At 68.6% G+C, this 20,193-nt stretch carries 20 protein-coding genes and 1 pseudogene; 12 read left to right on the top strand and 9 right to left on the bottom strand.

Features of this window, described 5'->3' with window-relative positions; translation table 11 throughout:
* Positions 1-89: 89 nt before the first annotated feature.
* The 5 genes and pseudogenes from QR77_RS19830 to QR77_RS47825 all read left to right on the top strand — a co-directional run bounded on the left by QR77_RS19830 (position 90) and on the right by QR77_RS47825 (position 2,940).
* Positions 90-589 (top strand): annotated as a pseudogene (locus tag QR77_RS19830) (methylated-DNA--[protein]-cysteine S-methyltransferase).
* Between the two features lie 63 nt (positions 590-652).
* Positions 653-1,213 carry a sigma-70 family RNA polymerase sigma factor gene (locus QR77_RS19835; RefSeq protein ID WP_201778816.1) on the top strand — a complete coding sequence of 187 codons (561 nt, stop codon included), beginning with the start codon at positions 653-655 and terminating at the stop codon, positions 1,211-1,213.
* Positions 1,210-1,854 carry a methylated-DNA--[protein]-cysteine S-methyltransferase gene (locus QR77_RS19840; RefSeq protein WP_078876906.1) on the top strand — a complete coding sequence of 215 codons (645 nt, stop codon included), beginning with the start codon at positions 1,210-1,212 and terminating at the stop codon, positions 1,852-1,854. Before QR77_RS19835 ends, QR77_RS19840 begins: the two co-directional genes overlap by 4 nt.
* 142 nt (positions 1,855-1,996) lie before the next feature.
* Positions 1,997-2,209 (top strand): EF-hand domain-containing protein, encoded by a 213-nt coding sequence (locus QR77_RS19845; RefSeq protein WP_040023335.1) that lies wholly within the window; start codon positions 1,997-1,999, stop codon positions 2,207-2,209.
* Positions 2,210-2,421: 212 nt separating this feature from the next.
* On the top strand, positions 2,422-2,940 hold the full coding sequence (locus QR77_RS47825; RefSeq protein ID WP_063798053.1) for a DUF6344 domain-containing protein: 519 nt from the start codon (positions 2,422-2,424) through the stop codon (positions 2,938-2,940).
* A gap of 58 nt (positions 2,941-2,998) precedes the next feature.
* Here QR77_RS47825 and QR77_RS19855 read toward each other — a convergent pair whose 3' ends face one another.
* The gene (locus QR77_RS19855; RefSeq protein ID WP_040023337.1) at positions 2,999-3,709 is read right to left on the bottom strand and encodes a DUF5324 family protein; all 711 of its coding nucleotides are present in this window, start codon (positions 3,707-3,709) and stop codon (positions 2,999-3,001) included.
* A 370-nt stretch (positions 3,710-4,079) separates the two neighbouring features.
* Here QR77_RS19855 and QR77_RS19860 point away from each other — a divergent pair, with 370 nt between their 5' ends.
* Together QR77_RS19860 and QR77_RS19865 are read left to right on the top strand one after the other, a co-directional pair.
* A complete protein-coding gene (locus QR77_RS19860) occupies positions 4,080-4,607 on the top strand; it encodes a peptidylprolyl isomerase (protein WP_040023339.1) in 528 nt (175 codons plus the stop codon).
* A 237-nt stretch (positions 4,608-4,844) separates the two neighbouring features.
* Entirely contained in the window at positions 4,845-5,747 is a 903-nt protein-coding gene (locus QR77_RS19865) for a rhomboid family intramembrane serine protease (protein WP_040023340.1), read from the top strand.
* A gap of 289 nt (positions 5,748-6,036) precedes the next feature.
* Here the strand turns inward: QR77_RS19865 and crgA are convergent, their stop codons facing one another.
* Positions 6,037-6,294, bottom strand: a complete 258-nt coding sequence (crgA, locus tag QR77_RS19870; RefSeq protein ID WP_040023342.1) for a cell division protein CrgA — start codon at positions 6,292-6,294, stop codon at positions 6,037-6,039.
* A 252-nt stretch (positions 6,295-6,546) separates the two neighbouring features.
* Between crgA and QR77_RS19875 the strand changes: the two genes are divergently transcribed.
* The 5 genes from QR77_RS19875 (at position 6,547) to QR77_RS19895 (ending at position 10,404) form a co-directional block, all read left to right on the top strand.
* Complete coding sequence (locus QR77_RS19875) at positions 6,547-7,251, top strand: DUF881 domain-containing protein (protein WP_107069095.1); 705 nt, start codon at positions 6,547-6,549, stop codon at positions 7,249-7,251.
* A 144-nt stretch (positions 7,252-7,395) separates the two neighbouring features.
* Positions 7,396-7,578, top strand: coding sequence for a hypothetical protein (locus QR77_RS19880; protein ID WP_040023345.1), 183 nt, complete (start codon positions 7,396-7,398; stop codon positions 7,576-7,578).
* Positions 7,575-8,213, top strand: a complete 639-nt coding sequence (locus tag QR77_RS19885; RefSeq protein WP_040023347.1) for an aminodeoxychorismate/anthranilate synthase component II — start codon at positions 7,575-7,577, stop codon at positions 8,211-8,213. The genes QR77_RS19880 and QR77_RS19885 overlap by 4 nt, the downstream gene beginning before the upstream one ends.
* Complete coding sequence (locus QR77_RS19890) at positions 8,210-9,610, top strand: class E sortase (protein ID WP_040023349.1); 1,401 nt, start codon at positions 8,210-8,212, stop codon at positions 9,608-9,610. The genes QR77_RS19885 and QR77_RS19890 overlap by 4 nt, the downstream gene beginning before the upstream one ends.
* Positions 9,611-9,642: 32 nt before the next feature.
* Complete coding sequence (locus tag QR77_RS19895; RefSeq protein WP_078876907.1) at positions 9,643-10,404, top strand: class E sortase; 762 nt, start codon at positions 9,643-9,645, stop codon at positions 10,402-10,404.
* A gap of 55 nt (positions 10,405-10,459) precedes the next feature.
* On the opposite strand, the gene QR77_RS19900 is transcribed toward QR77_RS19895, so the two are convergent.
* The 7 genes from QR77_RS19900 to QR77_RS19930 all read right to left on the bottom strand — a co-directional run bounded on the left by QR77_RS19900 (position 10,460) and on the right by QR77_RS19930 (position 20,035).
* The gene (locus QR77_RS19900; RefSeq protein ID WP_040023353.1) at positions 10,460-11,527 is read right to left on the bottom strand and encodes a restriction endonuclease; all 1,068 of its coding nucleotides are present in this window, start codon (positions 11,525-11,527) and stop codon (positions 10,460-10,462) included.
* A gap of 251 nt (positions 11,528-11,778) precedes the next feature.
* Positions 11,779-13,824, bottom strand: a complete 2,046-nt coding sequence (gene pknB, locus QR77_RS19905; RefSeq protein ID WP_040023356.1) for a Stk1 family PASTA domain-containing Ser/Thr kinase — start codon at positions 13,822-13,824, stop codon at positions 11,779-11,781.
* 167 nt (positions 13,825-13,991) lie between these two features.
* Positions 13,992-15,458 (bottom strand): penicillin-binding transpeptidase domain-containing protein, encoded by a 1,467-nt coding sequence (locus QR77_RS19910; RefSeq protein WP_040023358.1) that lies wholly within the window; start codon positions 15,456-15,458, stop codon positions 13,992-13,994.
* A gap of 115 nt (positions 15,459-15,573) precedes the next feature.
* Positions 15,574-17,010, bottom strand: a complete 1,437-nt coding sequence (locus tag QR77_RS19915; protein WP_040023360.1) for an FtsW/RodA/SpoVE family cell cycle protein — start codon at positions 17,008-17,010, stop codon at positions 15,574-15,576.
* A gap of 27 nt (positions 17,011-17,037) precedes the next feature.
* Complete coding sequence (locus QR77_RS19920) at positions 17,038-18,555, bottom strand: PP2C family serine/threonine-protein phosphatase (RefSeq protein ID WP_040023361.1); 1,518 nt, start codon at positions 18,553-18,555, stop codon at positions 17,038-17,040.
* A gap of 138 nt (positions 18,556-18,693) precedes the next feature.
* Complete coding sequence (locus tag QR77_RS19925; protein ID WP_040023362.1) at positions 18,694-19,209, bottom strand: FHA domain-containing protein; 516 nt, start codon at positions 19,207-19,209, stop codon at positions 18,694-18,696.
* Positions 19,210-19,219: 10 nt separating this feature from the next.
* Positions 19,220-20,035, bottom strand: a complete 816-nt coding sequence (locus QR77_RS19930; RefSeq protein WP_040023363.1) for a DUF3662 and FHA domain-containing protein — start codon at positions 20,033-20,035, stop codon at positions 19,220-19,222.
* Positions 20,036-20,193 lie beyond the last annotated feature (158 nt).

The following is a 20,193-nucleotide window of genomic DNA, read 5'->3' on the forward strand; positions in this document are numbered from 1 at the left end:
CGCGGCGGCTCACGTTCCGGGCCGCTCGCGCGTCTACCCGGTGAAGGGGCGGTCGTCAGCGGACCGCCGGATCTGAGAGGAGCGCGGTCGTGAGGACGCATACGGTCATCGATTCACCCGTGGGGGACCTCACCGTGGTCGCCGAGGACGGCGCGCTGGTGGGCCTGTACTTCGAGGGACACAAGCGGCAGCCGGCGGTGGAGACGTTCGGCGTCCGTACAGATGAGGGCTTCGGGGAGGTACGGCAGCAGCTCAAGGAGTACTTCGCCGGTGAGCGGCGCGACTTCGACCTGCCGCTCGCCCCGCAGGGCAACGACTTCCAGCGCCGCGGGTGTGGGATCTGCTGGCGGCGATCCCGTACGGCGAGACCCGCTCGTACGGCGACCTCGCCCGTCAGCTCGGGGACCCGGCACTGGCGCAGGCCGTCGGCGCGGCCAACGCGCTCAACCCCCTGTCCGTCGTCGTGGCGTGCCACCGGGTCGTGGCCGCCGACGGCAACCTGCGGGGGTACGCGGGCGGGCTGGAGCGGAAGCGTTACCTGCTGGACCTCGAAGAGCCCGCCGCCGAGAGCGCGGCGCGACTGTTCTGAGGTGGCGTCCGACGTTTCCCGGGCCGCGTCTCACGTTTCGCGCGGCCCGATCGTTTACCTGATGTGAGCAAGCCATTGTTCGAACAGATCGTGAGCGACCACGGGCCCATGGTGCTCCGCGTCGTACGGGCCGTAGTGGGGCCGCACGACGCGGAGGACGCCTGGTCGGAGACGTTCCTCGCGGCGCTGAAGGCGTATCCGGACCTGCCCTCCGACGCCAATGTCGAGGCATGGCTCGTGACCATCGCGCACCGTAAGGCCATCGATGTCACGCGGGCCGACGCGCGCCGTCCGACGCCCACCGACGATCTTCCGGAACGGCCGAGCCGCATCGGCCGGCCGCAGGACTGGGATCCGGATCTGTGGAAGGCGCTCAAGGCGCTTCCCGAGCGCCAGCGCCAGACGGTCGCCTACCACTACCTGGCCGGGCTGCCCTACAAGGAGATCGCCGCCCTGACCGGCGGAAGTACGGACGCGGCGCGCAGAGCCGCCGCCGACGGGATCAGGACGCTGCGCGGCACGTACCCCCGCGGGGACGACGAAGAACACCCCGCGGGACAAGCCGGGAGCAGGGACAACGGCGTGCCGAACGCCATGAACACGATGGGAGGGTCCGGACGATGATCAGTACGTCCGATTTCAACTCCGATTCCACCTCTGATTTCGACAGCGAACGGCTGTTCGCGGCGCTGCCCGAGCAGGACGAGCCGGCTCTGGAACGCCTGCGCGCCCGCCTGGCCACCGAGGCGCACGACGCGGGACTGCTCGACATCGCCTACCGCACCCTGGACACCCCGGTCGGCCCGCTGTTGCTCGCCGCGACGGGGAAGGGTCTGGTCAGGGTCGCCTTCGCGGTGCAGGACCACTCCGCGGTGCTCCGGCAACTGTCGGACACGATCAGCCCCCGGATTCTGCGCGCCCCCGCCCGGCTGGACGAGGTGAGCAGGCAGCTCGACGAGTACTTCGCCGGTCGGCGCCGTCAGTTCGACGTCCCGCTGGACTGGCGTCTGTCGAAGGGCTTCCGCCGCGAGGTCCTGGCCCACCTCCCCGACATCGGCTACGGGAACACGGCGAGTTACGCGCAGGTCGCCGCCGCATCGGGGAGCCCCAGAGCCGTACGGGCCGTGGGCACGGCGTGTGCGACGAATCCGCTGCCGCTCGTGGTGCCGTGCCATCGGGTGGTGCGTTCCGACGGGTCGATGGGGCGGTACGCCGGCGGGGCCGACGCCAAACATCTGCTGCTCGACCTGGAGACGGCCGCCTGACAGCCGGATAGCAGCCGCCTGACCGCCGGATGACGGTCGGTCACCGCACCGAGGGGGCCCGGATCGGGGCCCGGGGGCCCGACGGTACGGTGACCGGCGTCACGAACCACCCATCCGAGGCAACAGGCGACAGGGGATACACATGGCGGACATCGAGGCACTGCGGGCGGCGTTCGACCAGTTCGATCTGGACAAGGACGGCGCGATCACCGCGACCGAATTCCGGAGCGTGCTGGCGGGGCTGGGCGACACGACCATGTCGGAATCGCAGGCGCAGGCGCTGCTCGACGGCGCCGACAGCGACGGCGACGGCCGGATGACCTGGGACGAGTTCCTGGCGCTGCGCAGCCGCTGAGCGGGCTGATCGACGGCCGGACCACTCGCTTCCGACCGCGTCCGCCGGGCAGCTTTCGCCCCGTACTGATCGGGTTTGTCCACTGCGGTTGGACCGTACGAGTGGTGTTCATCCGAAGAACTGCGCGCGTGCGGCGTTGGTCCCTCGGTTCTCGGGATGCGTACACATCATGAGGAAGGTATGTAGATCGCTCAACCCGAAAGCGAGGGGTCATGGCCGCCTTGAAGGTCAAGAAACTGTGGACCGTTTTCATCACCGCGTTCTTCGCGGTGCTCGCCTCACTGGGGCTCACCACCCCGGCCGGGGCCACCGGCAGTGTCGTGCGCCGGCCCGCCGAGCAGCCGGCCGGCGGGTCCGCTGCCGCACCGGTCGTCCGTCCCCGGGCGGCCGAGACAGCACATGTACGGGCGGCACTGCCACGGCAGGTCCAGCGCGACCGCTCGCTGCCGCCGACCATCAAGCAGCGCATCCGCGCCGAGGCGCACGGATCCTCACCGTCCGTCCGCCGCATGCCGGTCGACACATCCGCCGGTGGCGCAACCGACAGCGGAGACGCCGGGAACATCGCCGACATCAGGCCCGCCGCGACCACCAGTGCGGGAACGGCCGCGGGTAGCGGTACGGGTGCGGACAGAGGTGCGCGTACGGATAGAGGTGTGCGGACGGATAGAGGTGCGCGTACGGCGATCGGCGCTTCCCGCGCCGCCGACGCCGCGCTCACCGCAGCGTGAAGCGCCGGGGTTTCTCAACTCACCCGGCGCCCCACGCACGCACGGCCGAAGCCGTTGATCAGGGACGGTCGTCCCGGTCCGAACCTCCAGGACCTGACTTCCCCGGCCCCGAGTCCCCCTGCTTCGCCCGCGCATCCGGATCCAGCGGATCGAGAGCGGCGTCATGGCTGCCGTCGACGGACGTCAGCGAACCGCGCTCCGAGACCTCGGTAGCGGCGGGCGGCTCCACCAGCCAATCCGGATTCGCCTGCTTGTCCCACCACTTCCAGGCGGCGAAAGTGCCGCCGGCGACCAGACCGAGGACCGCCAGACCCTTGGCGAGCCGTCCGGCCCTGGCCCGCCGTTCATGCCTTCTCACCAGCTTCTGCACCTGTTTGGCCGTGATCCCACCGCGCAGTGCGGCCAGCGCCGCGGCCGAACGCGCCGCGGCTTCCTCGGCCACCGGCTGTGCGACCGCCCGCACCTGCTCCACCCGGGGCACCGTGTAGTCCGCCGCCTGACGGGCGGCCTTACGGGTGCTGACGGCGGCGCGGTGTGCGACGTCATCGACCTTTGGGGGCACATGGGGCGCCACATAGGCGCCGTACTGAACACGGGCCTGCTGAGCGGCCTTGGTCATCGTCGGGGCGAGCTTCACGCGCGCCTCGTGGGCGTACTGAGCTGCCTGCTCCTTGGCTGTTCCGGCGTAAGGTGCCACCGCTTCCGCGGCGTGCTGCACGCTTTCCTTGGCCGAACCGGTAGCGGCGCGCACGCTGTCCATGCGGGTCACAGGATCATCCTCCTCGGTGGCGTTCCGTATTTCGCCTATCCACCCTTTTCGAGATCATGCCTGTTGGGCTCGGCCTCGGCATGCGTTACTGGCATACGGGTCATGGACGGCGACTTGCCCGTCTGGCCTGTTCTTGTCGTCTGTTCCGGGGGTTTCCGCTCCCTGTCTGTTCGCTTCCTGTTCGCTGTCCGCCCTCTGCGTGTGTCCACCGCGAGCGGCTTTGACACCTCTGAACACCCGGTGAGCATTCGCGTACCCCAAAACGTACCCAAAGTGGTCGTACGACCCGTCGAAGGGCACTGCCCGGAGAGCCGGTCCGCCTTCCGTGCGAGGATCGTGAGAGTCAGAGAAGACTTACGGAAGGCAGATTGTGGCCGAGCAGCTTTATGCCACCCTGAAGACCAACCAAGGCGACATCGAGATCCGGCTCCTGCCGAACCACGCGCCGAAGACGGTCAAGAACTTCGTGGAACTCGCCCAGGGCGAGCGCGAGTGGACCAACCCGAGCACGGGCCAGAAGACCAAGGACCGCCTGTACGACGGCACGGTGTTCCACCGTGTCATCGGCGGCTTCATGATCCAGGGCGGAGACCCCCTGGGGAACGGCACCGGTGGTCCGGGCTACAAGTTCGAGGACGAGTTCCACCCGGACCTCGCCTTCGACAAGCCCTACCTGCTGGCGATGGCGAACGCGGGCCCCGGCACCAACGGCTCGCAGTTCTTCATCACCGTCTCGCCGACCTCCTGGCTGACCCGCAAGCACACCATCTTCGGTGAGGTCAGCAGCGAGACGGGCAAGAAGGTCGTGGACGCCATCATCGCGACGAAGACGGACCCGGGCACCGACCGGCCGCTGCAGGACGTCGTGATCGAGTCGGTCGTCATCGAGAATCGCTGATCCTCGGAATCGATCGATCAGAAGCGATCGGTGCCGATCGGTTTTTCGGCAGAACCGGCATACCGGCAGTATCGGCACCATACGGATCCCCGCTCAGGGGAACCATCCCGCCCTGCCCATCCGTAGTGGTTACATACCGGATGGGCGGGGCGGTGCGCTTCGCGCCGCCTGCCCGCCCGCCGCTTGCCGTACCCGCCGCACCCGCCGTCACGAGGGACAGAAGGACCGAGGGGACCGATGGACCAGCCACCCGGGGGCCATGAAGGCCAGGATCAGCCCGTCGTAGCCGAGGGGCAGGCCGCGTGCTACCGCCATCCGGGGCGTGAGGCCGGCGTCCGCTGCACCCGCTGCGAGCGCCCCATCTGCCCCGCCTGCATGGTCGACGCGTCCGTCGGATTCCAGTGCCCCGAGTGCGTACGGCAGGGGTCGGGTACGGGACACGCCCCCTCGGCCAACCGCCCGCGTACGCTCGCCGGCGGCTCGATCGCGGCGGACCCCCGGCTGGTCACCAAGATCCTGCTGGGTCTCAACGTCGCGGTCTTCATCCTCGTCAGCGTGGTCGGCGACCGGCTGGTCAACGACCTGCTTCTGGTCGGGCACGCCTCCGACGGGCGCGGGAGCCTCATCGGCGTCGCCGACGGCCAGTACTACCGGCTGCTCACGTCGATGTTCCTGCACCAGCAGGTGTGGCACATCGCCTTCAACATGATCAGCCTCTGGATGCTCGGCGGCCCGCTGGAAGCGGCGCTCGGCCGGGCCCGCTATCTCACGCTCTACCTGATCTCGGGGCTCGCCGGCGGCGCCCTCACGTATCTGATCGCCAGCCCGCTCCAGGGCTCGCTCGGTGCTTCGGGCGCGATCTTCGGCCTCTTCGGCGCCACAGCGGTTGTCGTCCGCAAGCTCAACTACGACATGCGGCCGGTCATCGCCCTGCTGGTGATCAACCTGATCATCACCTTCGCCTGGGCGGGCATCGCCTGGCAGGCGCACGTCGGCGGTCTGGTCGCGGGCACGATCGTCGCCATAGGCATGGTCTACGCGCCGCGCGAGCGCCGGACCCTGGCGCTGTACGGGGTCAGCGGGCTGATGCTGCTGGTGACGGCCGTACTGGTCGTCATCAGGACGTCGAACCTGAGCTGAAGCGGGGCGGAGCGGCCACCCCCCTTTAAAGTTGTCCACAGAGTGTGCCGGATCTTGTGCATGCTGTGGGGAACATCAGTGCCCCTTGTCGTCAATGTGGGTTTGACCAGCGGCGACAAGGGGCGTGCGCTTCATCAGAACGGCGGATGCAGTCACACCGGCGTCAACATCCCCTGAAGTTATCCACAGATCGTCTGACCTTTTCCCCTGCTGTGGACAGCGCTGTGGATAACTTCAGGGCAGAGCTTGACGGCCGAGGCCCGGACGGGCTAGATCGGGGTGCTCCGGGCTACTTCCACTGGGTGGAGACGCCGAAGCCGGCGGCGATGAAGCCGAAGCCGACCACGATGTTCCAGTTCCCCAAGGCGTCGACCGGGAGGTCGCCTTCGGTCACGTAGAAGACCACGATCCAGGCCAGCCCGATCAGGAACATGGCCAGCATGACGGGAGCGACCCAGGTGCTCCGGTTGGTCAGCCTTATACCGGCCGTCTTCGCCGCAGGGGGCGGCGTGAAGTCGGCCTTCTTGCGGATACGTGACTTCGGCACGAGGAACTCTCCTGTCGATGCGCTGCGTGACCGCGCAGGGAACTGAAACGGTCGCCGGGGCCGGGAGCAGGGGGAACGCCGCCACTCCCCGGGCGTCCGTTAGCGTAGTGCTTCCGTGGCGCCTAAGGAGATAAGGGTACGTTGAGCAATTCTGCCGACTCCCCTCAAGGGGCCTCCGAAGAGCCGCCTCCGGCACCCGTAGAGGACCCGGCGAGCCGCCCGGCGGGGCCCAGGGTCCGCCGGCCGCTCCGGCTGCTCACCGGCGCCGTCTTCGCGCTCGCCGGGCTGATCTTCGTGACCAGCTTCAACACGGCCAAGGGCACCGACATCCGGACCGACGCCTCTCTGCTGAAACTCTCCGACCTGATCCAGGAGCGCAGCCGTAAGAACGCCGAGCTGGACGAGTCGACCGCGGGTGTACGGCGGGACGTCGACGCGCTCGCCCGGAGGGACAACGGTTCCACCAGTGCGGAGGACGCCCGGCTGCGGGGTCTGGAGAACGCGGCCGGCACGGAGAAGGTCGCCGGCCAGGCCCTCAGCGTCACCCTCGACGACGCCCCGCCCGACGCGGTGGCCGCCCCCGGCTACCCCAAACCGCAGGCCAACGACCTCGTCATCCACCAACAGGACCTCCAGGCCGTCGTCAACGCCCTGTGGCTGGGCGGCGCGGCGGGCATCCGGGTCATGGACCAGCGGCTGATCTCCACCAGCGCCGTGCGGTGCGTGGGCAACACGCTGATCCTCCAGGGCCGCGTCTACTCACCCCCGTACAAGATCACCGCCGTCGGCGACAAGGCCGCGCTGCACAAGGCCCTCGACTCCTCCTCGGCGATACAGAACTACCTGCTGTACGTCAAGGCGTACGGGCTCGGCTGGAAGGTCGACGACGAGGGGAAGACCACGCTCCCCGGCTACGCGGGCACGGTCGGACTCCACTACGCGAGCCCCGCGCCGTAGCCACGGCTGTGACGAACAGCAAACCCGAACTGTCATTCAGCCTGACCATGCGCCGCCCATGTGTCGGTGTCGCCCTTTAGTCTGGTCCTGGACCACTCGGTGCGGTAACGCCTGGTGCGGTGGAGCGTGAACGGAAGGGACAGCATGTACGGCTGGTTCTGGCGGCATCTGCCGGGCAACGTCTGGGTACGGGCGGCGATCTCGCTCGTGCTGGCGCTGGCTGTCGTCTACGTACTGTTCCAGTACGTCTTCCCGTGGGCGGAGCCGCTGCTGCCGTTCAACGACGTGACGGTGGACGGCGGATCAGGAGCGGGGGCCGCCGGATGAGCGCGCGGATCCTGGTCGTCGACAACTACGACAGCTTTGTCTTCAACCTCGTCCAGTACCTCTACCAACTCGGCGCCGAGTGCGAGGTGGTGCGCAACGACGAGGTGGTGCCCGGCCACGCGCGCGACGGGTTCGACGGCGTGCTGCTCTCGCCGGGGCCCGGCACCCCCGAACAGGCCGGTGTCTGCGTCGACATGGTGCATCACTGCGCGGGCACCGGGATCCCGGTCTTCGGTGTCTGCCTCGGCATGCAGGCGATGGTGGTGGCGTACGGCGGTGTCGTGGACCGCGCCCCCGAACTGCTGCACGGCAAGACGTCCTTGGTGACGCACGAGGGCGGCGGCGTCTTCGCCGGACTGCCCTCGCCGTTCACGGCGACCCGCTACCACTCGCTCGCCGCCGAGCCCGAGGCGCTGCCCGACGAGCTGGAGGTCACCGCGCGGACGGCGGACGGGATCATCATGGGCGTACGCCACCGTGAACTGGCCGTCGAGGGCGTCCAGTTCCACCCCGAGTCGGTCCTCACCGAACACGGGCACCTGATGCTCGCCAACTGGCTCGCGCAGTGCGGCGATCCGGGTGCTGTCGCCCGGTCGGCCGGGCTGGCGCCGGTGGTGGGCAAGGCAGCCGCGTGACAGCGCTCCGCCCCGAGAACGAAGCGGGGTACGGCGGTCCTTACGAGGACGCCGAGGCGTTCGAGGCGGCCGTGGGCGGGCTCGCCGACCCGCTGAACGACCCGTTGCCCGAGCAGCAGCCGGGGGCGGGGGCAGGGGGCGGTACGGGCGCGGGGCCGGGGTCGCCGTGGTTCCGTGACGACGCGGCGGGACACGAACAGCAGGCGCCGGTGCCGGGGCCTGGTCCCGTACGGGCGTCGGTGCCGAAGCACGCGGCGCCCGCGTCCGCGCCGGCGCCGGTGCCCCCGGCTGAGCCCGTGCCTGTGCCTGTCGCTGCCCAGGACCCGGTCTCGGAGTGGTCCGACGACTACTACAACCAGTACGTGAGCGAGGAGCCGCAGCCGGACCTGGAGGCGATATCCGCTCCCGCCCCGGCGGACCCCGTGCCCGCCGCGCCCGTTCCCGTACGGCAGCCCGACCCCGTACCCCGCCTCGACGACGAGACCGTCGCGCTCCGTACGGCGGATGTGCCGGCCCTCGCCGAGCCGCGGCCCGAGCCGCCTGCGGCCGGGGGGGCCACCGGGGGCCGTGCGGAGCGCCGTAAGGCCGCCAAGGGGGGCAGCCGGGCCCGTAAGGGGCCGGAGGCCGCGTCGTCGTCCCTACAGGACGGGAGCGGCGCGCCCGCGAAGCCGCTGTCCCGGGTCGAGGCGCGCCGCGCCGCCCGCGCGCTCAAGGACAGCCCCGGGGTTGTCATCAGCCGTGTTGTCGGCGAACTGTTCATCAGTTTCGGTGTCCTGATGCTGCTGTTCGTCACCTACCAGCTCTGGTGGACGAACATCCGCGCCGATCAGTACGCGGGCAACGAGACGAACAAGATCCAGGACAACTGGGCGCACGGCTCGGGGTCGAAGAACCCGCAGGCCGGTGCCTTCGCGCCGGGCCAGGGTTTCGCCATCATGCACATCCCCAAGCTGGATGTGGTCGTGCCGATCGCCGAGGGCACCAGCAAGGCGAAGGTCCTCGACCACGGCATGGTCGGCCATTACTCCGAGGGCTCGCTCAAGACGGCGATGCCCTCGGACAAGCAGGGCAACTTCGCCGTCGCCGGGCACCGCAACACCCACGGTGAGCCCTTCCGCTACATCAACCAACTGAAACCGGGCGACGAGGTTGTCGTCGAGACACAGGACACCTACTACACGTACGACATGACGAGGACTCTGCCGTCCACGTCGCCGTCGAACGTGAGCGTGATCGACCCGGTGCCGGTGGGGTCCGGATTCACCAAGCCCGGCCGCTACATCACTCTTACGACCTGTACCCCGGAATTCACCAGTACCTATCGTTTGATCGTGTGGGGCAAGATGGTTGACGAACAGCCACGCAGCCAGGGCCTGCCCAAAGCACTCCAGGGCTGAACGGAATCACGAAGGACGGGGGAGCGGGCGCGGTGTCAGCGAGGACCGAGCACGACGAAGAGACCGGTGCACCGCCTCCCGCCGCCCAGCCACCGGTGGCGGTCCGCAGGCGGCGCGGCCGGGTCGCCGCTGCGATCAGCGTGTTCGGCGAACTGCTCATCACCGTGGGAGTCGTTCTCGGGCTCTTCGTCGCGTACTCGCTGTGGTGGACGAACGTCCTGGCGGACCGCGAGGCCACCAAGCAGGGCAACGACGTACGCAGGCAGTGGGCGGCGGGCGGCGACGGCAAGGGCGACTCGGCCGGCTTCGACTCCAAGGGCGGCCTCGGCTTCCTGCACGTCCCGTCGATGGACAACGGTGAGGTGCTGGTCAAGAAGGGCACCGACACCAAGGTCCTGAACGAGGGCGTCGCCGGTTACTACACCGATCCGGTCAAGTCGGCCCTGCCCTCGGACGCGAAGGGCAACTTCACGCTGGCGGCGCACCGGGACGGCCACGGCGCGAAGTTCCACAACATCCACAAGGTGCGGGTGGGCGATCCGGTCGTCTTCGAGACGCGCGACACCTGGTACGTCTACAAGGTCTACAAGGAACTTCCGAAGACCTCGAAGTACAACGTCAACGTGCTGCAGCAGGTCCCGAAGGAGTCGGGCAAGACCACGCCGGGCCGCTACCTGACGCTGACGACGTGCACGCCGATCTACACGTCGGACTACCGGTACGTGGTGTGGGCGCAGCTCGTCCGCACGGAGAAGGTCGACGACCGCCGGACGCCTCCGCCGGAGCTGAACTGAGCGGCTGCGGTCGCGGTCCCGGTCCCGGTCCCGGTCGCGGTCGCGGTCGACGGCATCAGAGCGCTCCCCGGCGCAGGACCGGCAGCGCCGTACCCGCGCTCCAGGCCTCCAGCAGACCCCGGTGCACGGCCGTGACGCCGGCCTGGACGGCGATGGCCCCCGCCTCCTGGGAGAAGGGGCAGGTCGCCACGTACAGCGCCACCTCGGCGTGATGCAGCGTCATGGTGCCGATGAACTTCTGCATCTCGCCGCTCCATACGGAGCGGTGCGGCGCGAAGTTCTTGCACTGGACGACAATACGGCGGCCGTCAGGCGCGGTGGCGGTGATGTCGGCGCCCCGGTCACCGCTTCCCCCGTGCACGCGTACGCCGGTGCAGCCGTCGCGTCGGAGCAGCCCGGCGACATGCTGCTCGAACTCCCGCCAGTTCATGGCGTCCATCGCCGCCATGACGCCGGCGAGGGGCCGCTGCCCCCGTTCACGCTCCAGGCGGTACAGCCGCTGCTGGTGCTGGCTGAGCCTGCGCTGCGCGCGCCGCATGTCCTCCCGTACGGAGATCAGATCGCGGCGCTGCTCGCCGGCGGTCTCGATGAGGGCGTTGAGCATCGGGACGACGGCTTTGCCGAGGACGTTGGTGATGCGCCGGTCGATGTGGGCGTCGAGGTCGTCCGGATACGCGGAGGGTCTCTGGCCTGAGTTGCCCGCAGAGCCCGTCCGCGCGATGTACTCCATGTCGAGGAGGTACGTACGAACCTGGCGTGCGACCTCGCTGTCGCGGAGCAACATGGCGACGTTGAGCACGGCCCGTCGGGAGTACAGCGTCAGACTGGAACGGGGCTGTGGATAACTTCCTGGATAGCGTGACAGGACGTCACGCTTGAATTCGTCCAGGTCAGCGCCGTACAGGGTGATCACGCCATGGGACGTGAGTTCCTCCAGATGCCGGGACTTGAGCTGCCGGACGGTCTCAGCCGTGACATTGAAATACGCGGCCACCATCGCCGTCGTCACATGCATGCCGTCCGGCAGCAGCGACAGCACCTTGACCTTGTCGAGTACGTCCGTCCTCGCCCCGACACCTTCGCGCAGTGTCCTCGACTCCAGTAGAGCCGTCTCGTTGATCATGCTCCTGCCCCTTCCCGCTCGCCTCACGGCGGCCTGGCAGGGCGGAGCTGAATCCCCACCCCTAACCATTCAACGAGTCGGGACATATGAAGACACGACCGGTTTTTGGGGTACGAACCGGTGCGCGGGGGTACGACGCACGCGCACCCCCGCACACGCGTCCCGGCCCGCGCCCGGGCACGGAACAGCCCCGGCGTCCGTCAAGGGCGCCGGGGCTGTTCACGCGTTCATACCGTGAGGTGGCAGGCGCGTCAGTCGTCCTCGTCGTCGCGGAACGTGGCTCCGGACGGGCCGCCGAAGAAGCCGCCTCCGTGGTCACCGCCGTTGCCGTTGCCACCGCCGTTGCCGTTGCCACCGCCGTTGGGGAGGCCCACAGTGTTGAGCTGGACCGCCGAGCCCTTGTTCACCATGGTGCCTTCGGTCGGGGTGACCCCCGTGACGATGGCGTTGTCGTCGGTGGGCATGTTCGGGGCGAAGGTGGCCGTCAGTTGGACGGCCGCGAGTGCGGCCTTGACCTCGCCGACCCGCTTGCCGCCGAGTCCCCCCGGGACCGCGACCTGTTCCTGCTGGGGGCCCTTGGAGACCTGGAGGGTGACCTGGCTGCCCTCTTCCGCCTGGGTGTTGCCGTTCGGGGTCTGTGCGACGACCTCGCCCGCCGGCTTGTCCGAATCGACCTGGGTCGGCGGTGGCACCGTGAACTTGAGGCCCTGGAGCTGGGCCGTCGCGGTCGCCACTTGCTGGCCGACCACGAGCGGAACGGTCCGCTTGGCCTTGGTCGCGATCTTGAGCGTGACCAGCGAGTTCTGTTCGGCGTCCGTACCGGAGGCCGGGTCCTGGCTGACGACGTTCCCCTCGTCGACCTCGTCCGACTCGACCTGGACCTTCTTGACCCTGAACTTGGAGTTCTCCAGGAGCGTTTCCGCGCTGTCCTGGTCCTTGCCCGTCACATCGGGGACCTTGATGGTCGGTGCGCCTTCGGAGACGATGACCTTGACGGTCGCGCCCATGGCGATCTTCCCCGAGGCCGGGTTCTGGCTGCAGATCTGGTTCTTGGGTACGTCGCAGCGCTTCGTGCCCGTCTGGGCGACCTTGACGTCCGCGTTCTCCGCGGCCTGGTTGGCCTCCTGCATGGTCATGCCCCTGAACACGGGCACGTCCACCTTCTGGCTGTCGCCGTCGCCGCCGAACATGGCGCGGCCGATCAGTATCGCGCCGACCAGCACCAGGGCGCCCGCGGCGACCAGGAAGATCGTCGAGTTGTTGGACTTCGGCTTCTTGCCGCGGCGCCGGTCGGGGCGGTCGTCGTAACCGTCGTAGCCGCCGTCGTTCGGGTTCATCGGCGGGAGCATGGACGTCTGGCCGGCCGGGGCCTGGCCCATGGCCGTGGTGGGCTGGTCGTCGTGGCCGCCGTACGTGCCGTAGCCGGCCGAGCCCATGGCCGCCGTGGCGGCGACGGGCTGGCCGTCGAGGCAGGCCTCGATGTCGGCGCGCATCTCGTCGGCCGACTGGTAGCGGTAGTCCGGGTCCTTGACCAGGGCCTTGAGGACGATCGCGTCCATCTCGGGCGTGATCTCGGGGTCGTAGACGCTGGGCGGCTGCGGCTCTTCCCGTACGTGCTGGTAGGCCACGGCGACCGGGGAGTCGCCGATGAACGGCGGCCGGACGGTGAGCAGCTCGTAGAGGAGGCAGCCCGCCGAGTAGAGGTCGGAGCGGGCGTCGACCTGTTCGCCCTTGGCCTGCTCGGGGGAGAGGTACTGGGCGGTCCCTATGACGGCGGACGTCTGCGTCATCGTCATGCCGGAGTCGCCCATGGCGCGGGCGATGCCGAAGTCCATGACCTTGACCTGGCCGGTGCGCGTCAGCATGACGTTGGCCGGTTTGATGTCGCGGTGGACGATCTGGGCGCGGTGCGAGTACTCCAGCGCCTGGAGGATGCCGACGGTCATTTCGAGCGTGCGCTCGGGCAGCAGCCTGCGCCCGGAGTGCAGCAGCTCTCTGAGCGTCGAGCCGTCCACGTACTCCATCACGATGTACGGGATGGAGACCCCGTCGACGTAGTCCTCGCCCGTGTCGTAGACCGCGACGATCGCCGGGTGGTTGAGCGAAGCGGCGGACTGGGCCTCACGGCGGAACCGGGCCTGGAACGACGGGTCACGGGCCAGATCGGCCCGGAGCGTCTTCACAGCGACGGTGCGGCCGAGCCGGGTGTCATGGGCGATGTGAACCTCCGCCATGCCACCACGGCCGAGCACCGAGCCCAGCTCGTACCGGCCGCCGAGGCGACGCGGCTCTTCCATAACGTTCCGGCCCTCTCCGTCAGTCCCGACCGCACCGGTGTGTGGTCCGGCGGTGTGCTGTTCGCGCTTACGCTACCGGGCGCGCCGTATCCGTTCGGCCCGAGCCGGAGACCTGATATCCGACCGGTATCGCAATGTGCAGATATGGACGTGAACCGTGACCGGCGTCACCCCTTGCCGTCGATCACCGCTTTCATCACAGCCTTCGCGATGGGGGCGGCGAGCCCGCCACCGGAGATGTTCTCGCGGGTCGCGTCGCTGTCCTCGACGACGACGGCGACGGCGACGGGGGATCCGTTGGCCGTCTTGGCGTAGGAGATGAACCAGGCGTACGGGTTCTCTTCGTTGTTCTCGCCGTGCTGGGCGGTGCCGGTCTTGCCGCCGACCGTCACGTCCGGGATCTGGGCGATCTTGCCCGTACCGTCCTTGACGACCGACTCCATCATGGACTGGAGCATCTGTGCGTGCTCCTGTGTGAGGGGGCGGCTCAGCTCCTCGGGCTCCGTCTTACTGATGACGTCCAGGTTGGGCGCCACCAGCTTGTCGACCATGTACGGCTTCATCAGCTTGCCGTCGTTGGCGACGGCGGAGGCGACCATGGCCATCTGGAGCGGGGTCGCCCGGGTGTCGAACTGGCCGATGGACGACAGCGCGGTCTCCGAGGCGTTGATGTCCGTGGGGAATTCGGAGGCGGCGGCGCGCACGGGCACGAACTGTTCGACGTTGAAGCCGAACTTCTTGGCGGTCTCCAGCATCTGGTCCTTGCCGAGGTCGGCGCCGAGCTTGCCGAAGACGCTGTTGCAGGAGACTTCCAGCGCTACGCGGAGCGTGGCGTTCTCGCAGGGCAGGTTGCCTTCGTTCGGCAGCGGCGTCGTGGTGCCCGGCATGATGTACGGCAGGGGCGAGTCGGTCGGCGCGTCGGGTCCGGAGACCTTGCCGTGCTCCAGGCCCGCCGCGGCTGTGACCACCTTGAAGGTGGAGCCGGGCGGGTAGGTCTGGCGCAGTGCGCGGTTGAGCATGGGGTCGTCGGGGTCGGCGTCCTTCTGGAGCCCGACCCAGGCTTTCGTCGTGGATTCGTTGTTGCCGGCGAAGGAGCCGGGGTCGTAGCTCGGGGTGGAGGCCAGCGCGAGGATCTTGCCCGTCTTCGGGTCGATCGCTGCGACGGCGCCCTTCTTCTTGCCGAGCCCTTCGTAGGCGGCCTTCTGGGCGGCGCCGTCGAGGGTGGTGACGACGTCGCCGCCCTTTTTCTCCTTGCTGGTGAACATCGACAGGGTGCGGTCGAAGAAGAGCCGGTCGTCGTTGCCGGTGAGTATGCCGTCGTCGATGCTTTCGAGCTGGGTGGCGCCGAAGGCCTGGGAGGCGAAGCCGGTCACGGGGGCCCACATCGGGCCGTCGATGTAGGTGCGCTTGTACTTGAAGCTGGTGTCGTCGGTGACGGCGGAGCCGGTGATGGGCTTGCCGTCGACGATGATGTTTCCGCGCGGGGCGGCGTAACGCTCGATGCGGACGCGCTTGTTGTTGGCGTCCGAGTCGAGGTCTGTGCTCTGGATGAACTGCACCCAGTTGGTGCGGATCAGCAGGGCGAGGATGAGCAGCCCGCTGAAGATGGCGACTCGCCGCAACGGTTTGTTCACGTCCAGCCTTTCCGTGCGTTCTGGGGTGTTCTGGTGCGTTGTTCGGGCGTCGGCCCGTGGTTCTGGGTCTGTGGCGTTCCGGACGACGTGGGGCGTGCCCCCGCCTCGGTCCGCTTTATTCAGGCATGGGTTGGGATGCGTCGTATCTGACCATCTGGGTGGGTTCCGCGTCCGCCGGGGCCGGCGCGGGGGCCGGGCGGCGGGCGGTGTCGCTGATCCGGATGAGGATCGCGATGAGGGCCCAGTTGGTGATGACGGACGATCCGCCCTGTGCGAGGAACGGCATGGCCATACCGGTCAGCGGGATCAGGTTGAGGACACCGCCGGCGACGATGAACACCTGGAGGGCGAAGGCCGATGAGAGGCCGATCGCGAGGAGCTTGCCGAACGGGTCGCGGGCCGCGAGTGCGGTGCGGGTGCCGCGCTGGACGATCAGCGCGTAGACGATGAAGAGGGCCATCATCCCGGCGAGGCCCAGCTCTTCGCCGAACGTGCCGAGGATGAAGTCGCTCTTCGCGGCGAACCCGATGAGGTCGGAGTTGCCCTGGCCGAGGCCCGTACCGAACATTCCGCCGGAGCCGAAGGCGAAGAGCGCCTGTGCCGCCTGGTCGGAGACGAGGCCTGCGGGGCGCTGGGCGACCGGCAGGAAGATGTCCATGGGGTGCAGCCAGGCGACGACGCGGGCCTTGACGTGCGGCTCGAAGCCGGCGACGACGACGGCGCCGATCGCTGACATGAGGAGCCCGAAGACGATCCAGCTCGTGCGCTCGGTGGCGACGTACAGCATGACGATGAACATGCCGAAGAACAGCAGTGACGTTCCGAGGTCCGTCTCGAACACCAGGATGAGGATGCTCAGCATCCATACGGCGAGGATGGGACCGAGGTCACGGCCGCGTGGCAGATAGATCCCCATGAAGCGTCTGCTGGCGAGGGCCAGGGCGTCGCGTTTCACCATCAGATAGCCGGAGAAGAAGATCGCAAGGATGATCTTCACGAATTCGCCGGGCTGGAGGGAGAGCGGGCCGAGCCTGATCCAGATCTTCGCGCCGAAGTTCTGTTCGTCGGCGGGGAAGAACGCGGGCGCCGCGAGCAGGACGAGCGCGACCACCATGGAGATGTAGGTGTAGCGCTGGAGGACGCGGTGGTCCTTGAGGAAGAGCAGGACCCCGATGAACAGCGCGACGCCGAGGGCCGACCAGATGAGCTGCTTCGGCGCGGCGTCGCCCTGGCCCGCGAGCCTGGGTGACTGGTCGAGGCGCCAGATGATGACGAGGCCGAGTCCGTTGAGCAGGGTGGCCAGCGGGAGCAGCAGCGGGTCGGCGTGCGGCGCGAACTTGCGTACGCCGAGGTGCGCCATGCCGGCGAGCAGGGCGAGGCCGACGCTGTAACCGAGCATGCCGGTGGGCACTTTGCCGTCGAGCGCGAGACCTACGTTCAGGTAGGCGAACGCCGGGATGACGACGGCGAAGGCGAGCATGGCCAGTTCGGTGTTGCGCCGGCTCGGTGCTTCGATCGCGCCGATGGTGGTCGTGTTCGTGACTACGCTCATGGTGGTGAAAAGGCCCCCTACGGCCGGCTACTGCTTCACGCAGTTCGAGGCCAGCTTCTGCTCGTCCTCCGAGAGGCTGGGGCCCGGAGTGGGAGTCGGTGCTTTCGGCTTGTCGGTCGTTGTCTTGTTTCCGGGCGTGGTGGGGTCGGTGCCGGTGCCTCCGGCCGTGCCCGCCGTGGTGCCCGGTCCTGCCGCCACATCGGCCTCGTGGTCGGCCTTGCGGCGCTGCTCGTCCTTCTGGCAGGCGGTGGCCTGGGCGGCCAGTTCGTTGATCTTGGTGCGTGCGCTGCCCAGGCTGCCTTCGGCGATGGTGTCCTCCACCTGCTTGCGCTGGTAGGGAGGGAGGTACTTGAGTTCGATCTTGGGGTAGTTGTTCTCCACCTTGGAGAGCGAGATCCACGCCAGGTCCTGGCTGATGCCGCGGTACAGCGCGACGTTCTCCTCGTTGGAGCCGACGTAGTACTGCGTCTGCGTCCACCGGTAACCGCCGTACACGCCGCCGCCGACGACGGCGAGCGCGAGCACCACGTACAGGGACCGCTTGATCCACTTGCGTCCCTGCCGCGGTTTGGTGAAGTCCTCGTCGGTGTACGGTCCGAAGCCGCCGTCGGGCGGCATGGAGCCGTAGTCGTGGTCGCCGCTGCCGGGCGGCCCGAAGCCGCCCGCCTGCTGCTGGTGCGGTACGGGGCGACCGAGGCCGGCCGCCCGCCCGGCGGGGGTCTGCATCGACGGGTCGTTCTCGGCGGCGATGAGCTGGTTCTCGGCGACGGCTCCGACGACGACCGGGGTGTCGTTGAGCTGGGCGGCGAGGGTGTCCGTCGAGTCGACGTCGAGGACGTCGGCGACGATGCAGGTGATGTTGTCGGGGCCGCCGCCGCGCAGGGCGAGCTCGATAAGGGTCTGGATGGTCTCCTGCGGGCCCTGGTAGCCGGCGAGGGCCTCTTCCATCGTCTGGTGCGAGACGACGCCGGAGAGGCCGTCGGAGCAGATCAAGTAGCGGTCGCCGGCCCGGACTTCCCGGATGGAGAGGTCGGGCTCGACATGGTCGCCACTGCCCAGGGCGCGCATCAGCAGGGAGCGCTGCGGGTGGGTGGTGGCTTCTTCCTCGGTGATCCTGCCCTCGTCGACGAGGCGCTGCACCCAGGTGTGGTCCTGGGTGATCTGCGTCAGTACGCCGTCGCGCAGCAGGTACGCGCGGGAGTCGCCGACGTGTACGAGGCCGAGGCGCTGTCCCGTCCACAGGAGGGCGGTGAGCGTGGTGCCCATGCCTTCGAGCTGCGGGTCCTCCTCGACCATCAGGCGTAGCTGGTCGTTGGCGCGCTGTACGGCGCTGCCGAGCGAGGTGAGGATGTCGGAGCCGGGGACGTCGTCGTCGAGCTGGACGAGGGTGGAGATCACCTCGGAGGAGGCGACCTCACCGGCCGCCTGTCCGCCCATGCCGTCGGCGATCGCGAGCAGCCGGGGTCCGGCATAGCCGGAGTCCTCGTTCCCCTCCCGGATCATGCCTTTGTGCGATCCGGCGGCGAACCGCAGGGAGAGGCTCATGCGCACCTCACCTGTCGACTCGCCAGTCGAATGTGGCGCCAGCCGGTCTCGAGCCACCCTGCCCACCCTCCGGTCGGGAGCCTGCGCCGGTCCGCTGTCGGGACCGTCGCGCGCTCGCTCCGCTCGCTCATTGTCGTACTACTTCCGCAGCTCGATGACGGTCTTGCCGATGCGGATCGGAGCGCCCAGCGGAATCGGGGTCGGGGTGGTGAGTCGGGTCCGGTCGAGATACGTGCCGTTGGTGGACCCGAGATCCTCGACGATCCACTGGCCGTCACGGTCCGGGTAGATCCTGGCATGCCTGCTGGACGCGTAGTCGTCGTCCAGCACGATCGTTGAATCGTGCGCGCGGCCCAGCGTGATGGTCTGTCCCTGGAGGGCCACCGTGGTGCCGGTGAGGATGCCTTCGGAGACGACCAGCTTGGTGGGGGCGCCGCGGCGCTGCCGGTTGCCGCCCTGCTGCTGTCGCTGGGGTGGTGGTGCGGCGTTCGGACGTGCTTGTGCGGGACGGGCGTCGGCGTTGCGGCGTGAGCCGCGTTGCGTGACGCGCGTTCCGAACAGATCGCTGCGGATGACCTGGACGGCCACGATCACGAACAGCCACAGAACGGCTAGGAAACCTAGCCGCATGACCGTCAGGGTCAGCTCTGACATTGCCCCCGCTTCACCCTTCGGCTTGCCGGTAAACGATGGTGGTGTTGCCCACGACGATCCGCGAGCCGTCGCGGAGCGTAGCGCGGGTGGTGTGCTGTCCGTCCACCACGATGCCGTTGGTGGACCCGAGATCCTGGATCGTCGAGGGCATTCCGGCCCGGATCTCGCAGTGCTGGCGCGATACTCCAGGGTCGTCGATGCGGACGTCGGCGTCCGTGCTGCGGCCAAGTACGAGGGTGGGCCGGGAGATCTGGTGGCGGGTGCCGTTGATCTCGATCCAGCGCCGTACCTGGGAGTGCTGTGACGGTCCTGGGGCATGCGGCGGTGCCGCGTGTGACTGGTGGGGCGCGCCGGGCGGAGGGGAGGCCGGCATGGGGGGCACCGCGCTGGGCGGATGGCCGTATCCGCCTGGGGCGCCTTGGGGCGGGGCGGGTGCGGCCGCGTGTGACGTACTCGACGCCAGGGTGCGGCTGCGGACCCGGTAGAGGCCCGTGTCGAGGTCGTCGGCCTTCTCCAGATGGACCTTGATGGGGCCCATGAAGGTGTAGCGCTGCTGCTTCGCGTAGTCGCGTACGAGGCCGGACAGTTCGTCGCCGAGCTGGCCGGAGTACGGGCTGAGCCGCTCGAAGTCGGGCGTGCTCAACTCGACGATGAAGTCGTTGGGTACGACTGTCCGCTCGCGGTTCCAGATTGTTGCGTTGTTGTCGCATTCGCGCTGCAGCGCGCCCGCGATCTCGACCGGTTGGACCTCGGACTTGAACACCTTCGCGAAGGTGCCGTTGACCAGACCTTCGAGTCGCTGCTCGAACTTCTTCAGGACTCCCATGAGGCACCTCCTCCGTCGTTGCCGTCCTGGTACTGCTTACTGATCGTATCCACGCACCGGGAAAACGGCTGGTTCCCCTTGGCCGCCCCGTCGATGAGTGTCACCTGTCACACGGATCGTAGAGGCGGTTACCTGACAGTGTCCCGCACCCCGGGTCC

The sequence above is a fragment of the Streptomyces sp. 150FB genome (assembly GCF_000818195.1).
In the GTDB taxonomy this organism is placed as follows: Bacteria; Actinomycetota; Actinomycetes; order Streptomycetales; family Streptomycetaceae; genus Streptomyces.

Bases quoted from the DNA above. Each gene is read 5' to 3' on its own strand.
- QR77_RS19840 (WP_078876906.1), top strand. From the start codon at position 1,210: ATGATCAGTACGTCCGATTTCAACTCCGATTCCACCTCTGATTTCGAC.
- QR77_RS19845 (WP_040023335.1), top strand. From the start codon at position 1,997: ATGGCGGACATCGAGGCACTGCGGGCGGCGTTCGACCAGTTCGATCTG.
- QR77_RS47825 (WP_063798053.1), top strand. From the start codon at position 2,422: ATGGCCGCCTTGAAGGTCAAGAAACTGTGGACCGTTTTCATCACCGCG.
- QR77_RS19865 (WP_040023340.1), top strand. From the start codon at position 4,845: ATGGACCAGCCACCCGGGGGCCATGAAGGCCAGGATCAGCCCGTCGTA.
- QR77_RS19880 (WP_040023345.1), top strand. From the start codon at position 7,396: ATGTACGGCTGGTTCTGGCGGCATCTGCCGGGCAACGTCTGGGTACGG.
- QR77_RS19885 (WP_040023347.1), top strand. From the start codon at position 7,575: ATGAGCGCGCGGATCCTGGTCGTCGACAACTACGACAGCTTTGTCTTC.
- QR77_RS19900 (WP_040023353.1), bottom strand. From the start codon at position 11,527: ATGATCAACGAGACGGCTCTACTGGAGTCGAGGACACTGCGCGAAGGT.
- pknB (WP_040023356.1), bottom strand. From the start codon at position 13,824: ATGGAAGAGCCGCGTCGCCTCGGCGGCCGGTACGAGCTGGGCTCGGTG.
- QR77_RS19915 (WP_040023360.1), bottom strand. From the start codon at position 17,010: ATGAGCGTAGTCACGAACACGACCACCATCGGCGCGATCGAAGCACCG.
- QR77_RS19920 (WP_040023361.1), bottom strand. From the start codon at position 18,555: ATGAGCCTCTCCCTGCGGTTCGCCGCCGGATCGCACAAAGGCATGATC.
- QR77_RS19925 (WP_040023362.1), bottom strand. From the start codon at position 19,209: ATGTCAGAGCTGACCCTGACGGTCATGCGGCTAGGTTTCCTAGCCGTT.
- QR77_RS19930 (WP_040023363.1), bottom strand. From the start codon at position 20,035: ATGGGAGTCCTGAAGAAGTTCGAGCAGCGACTCGAAGGTCTGGTCAAC.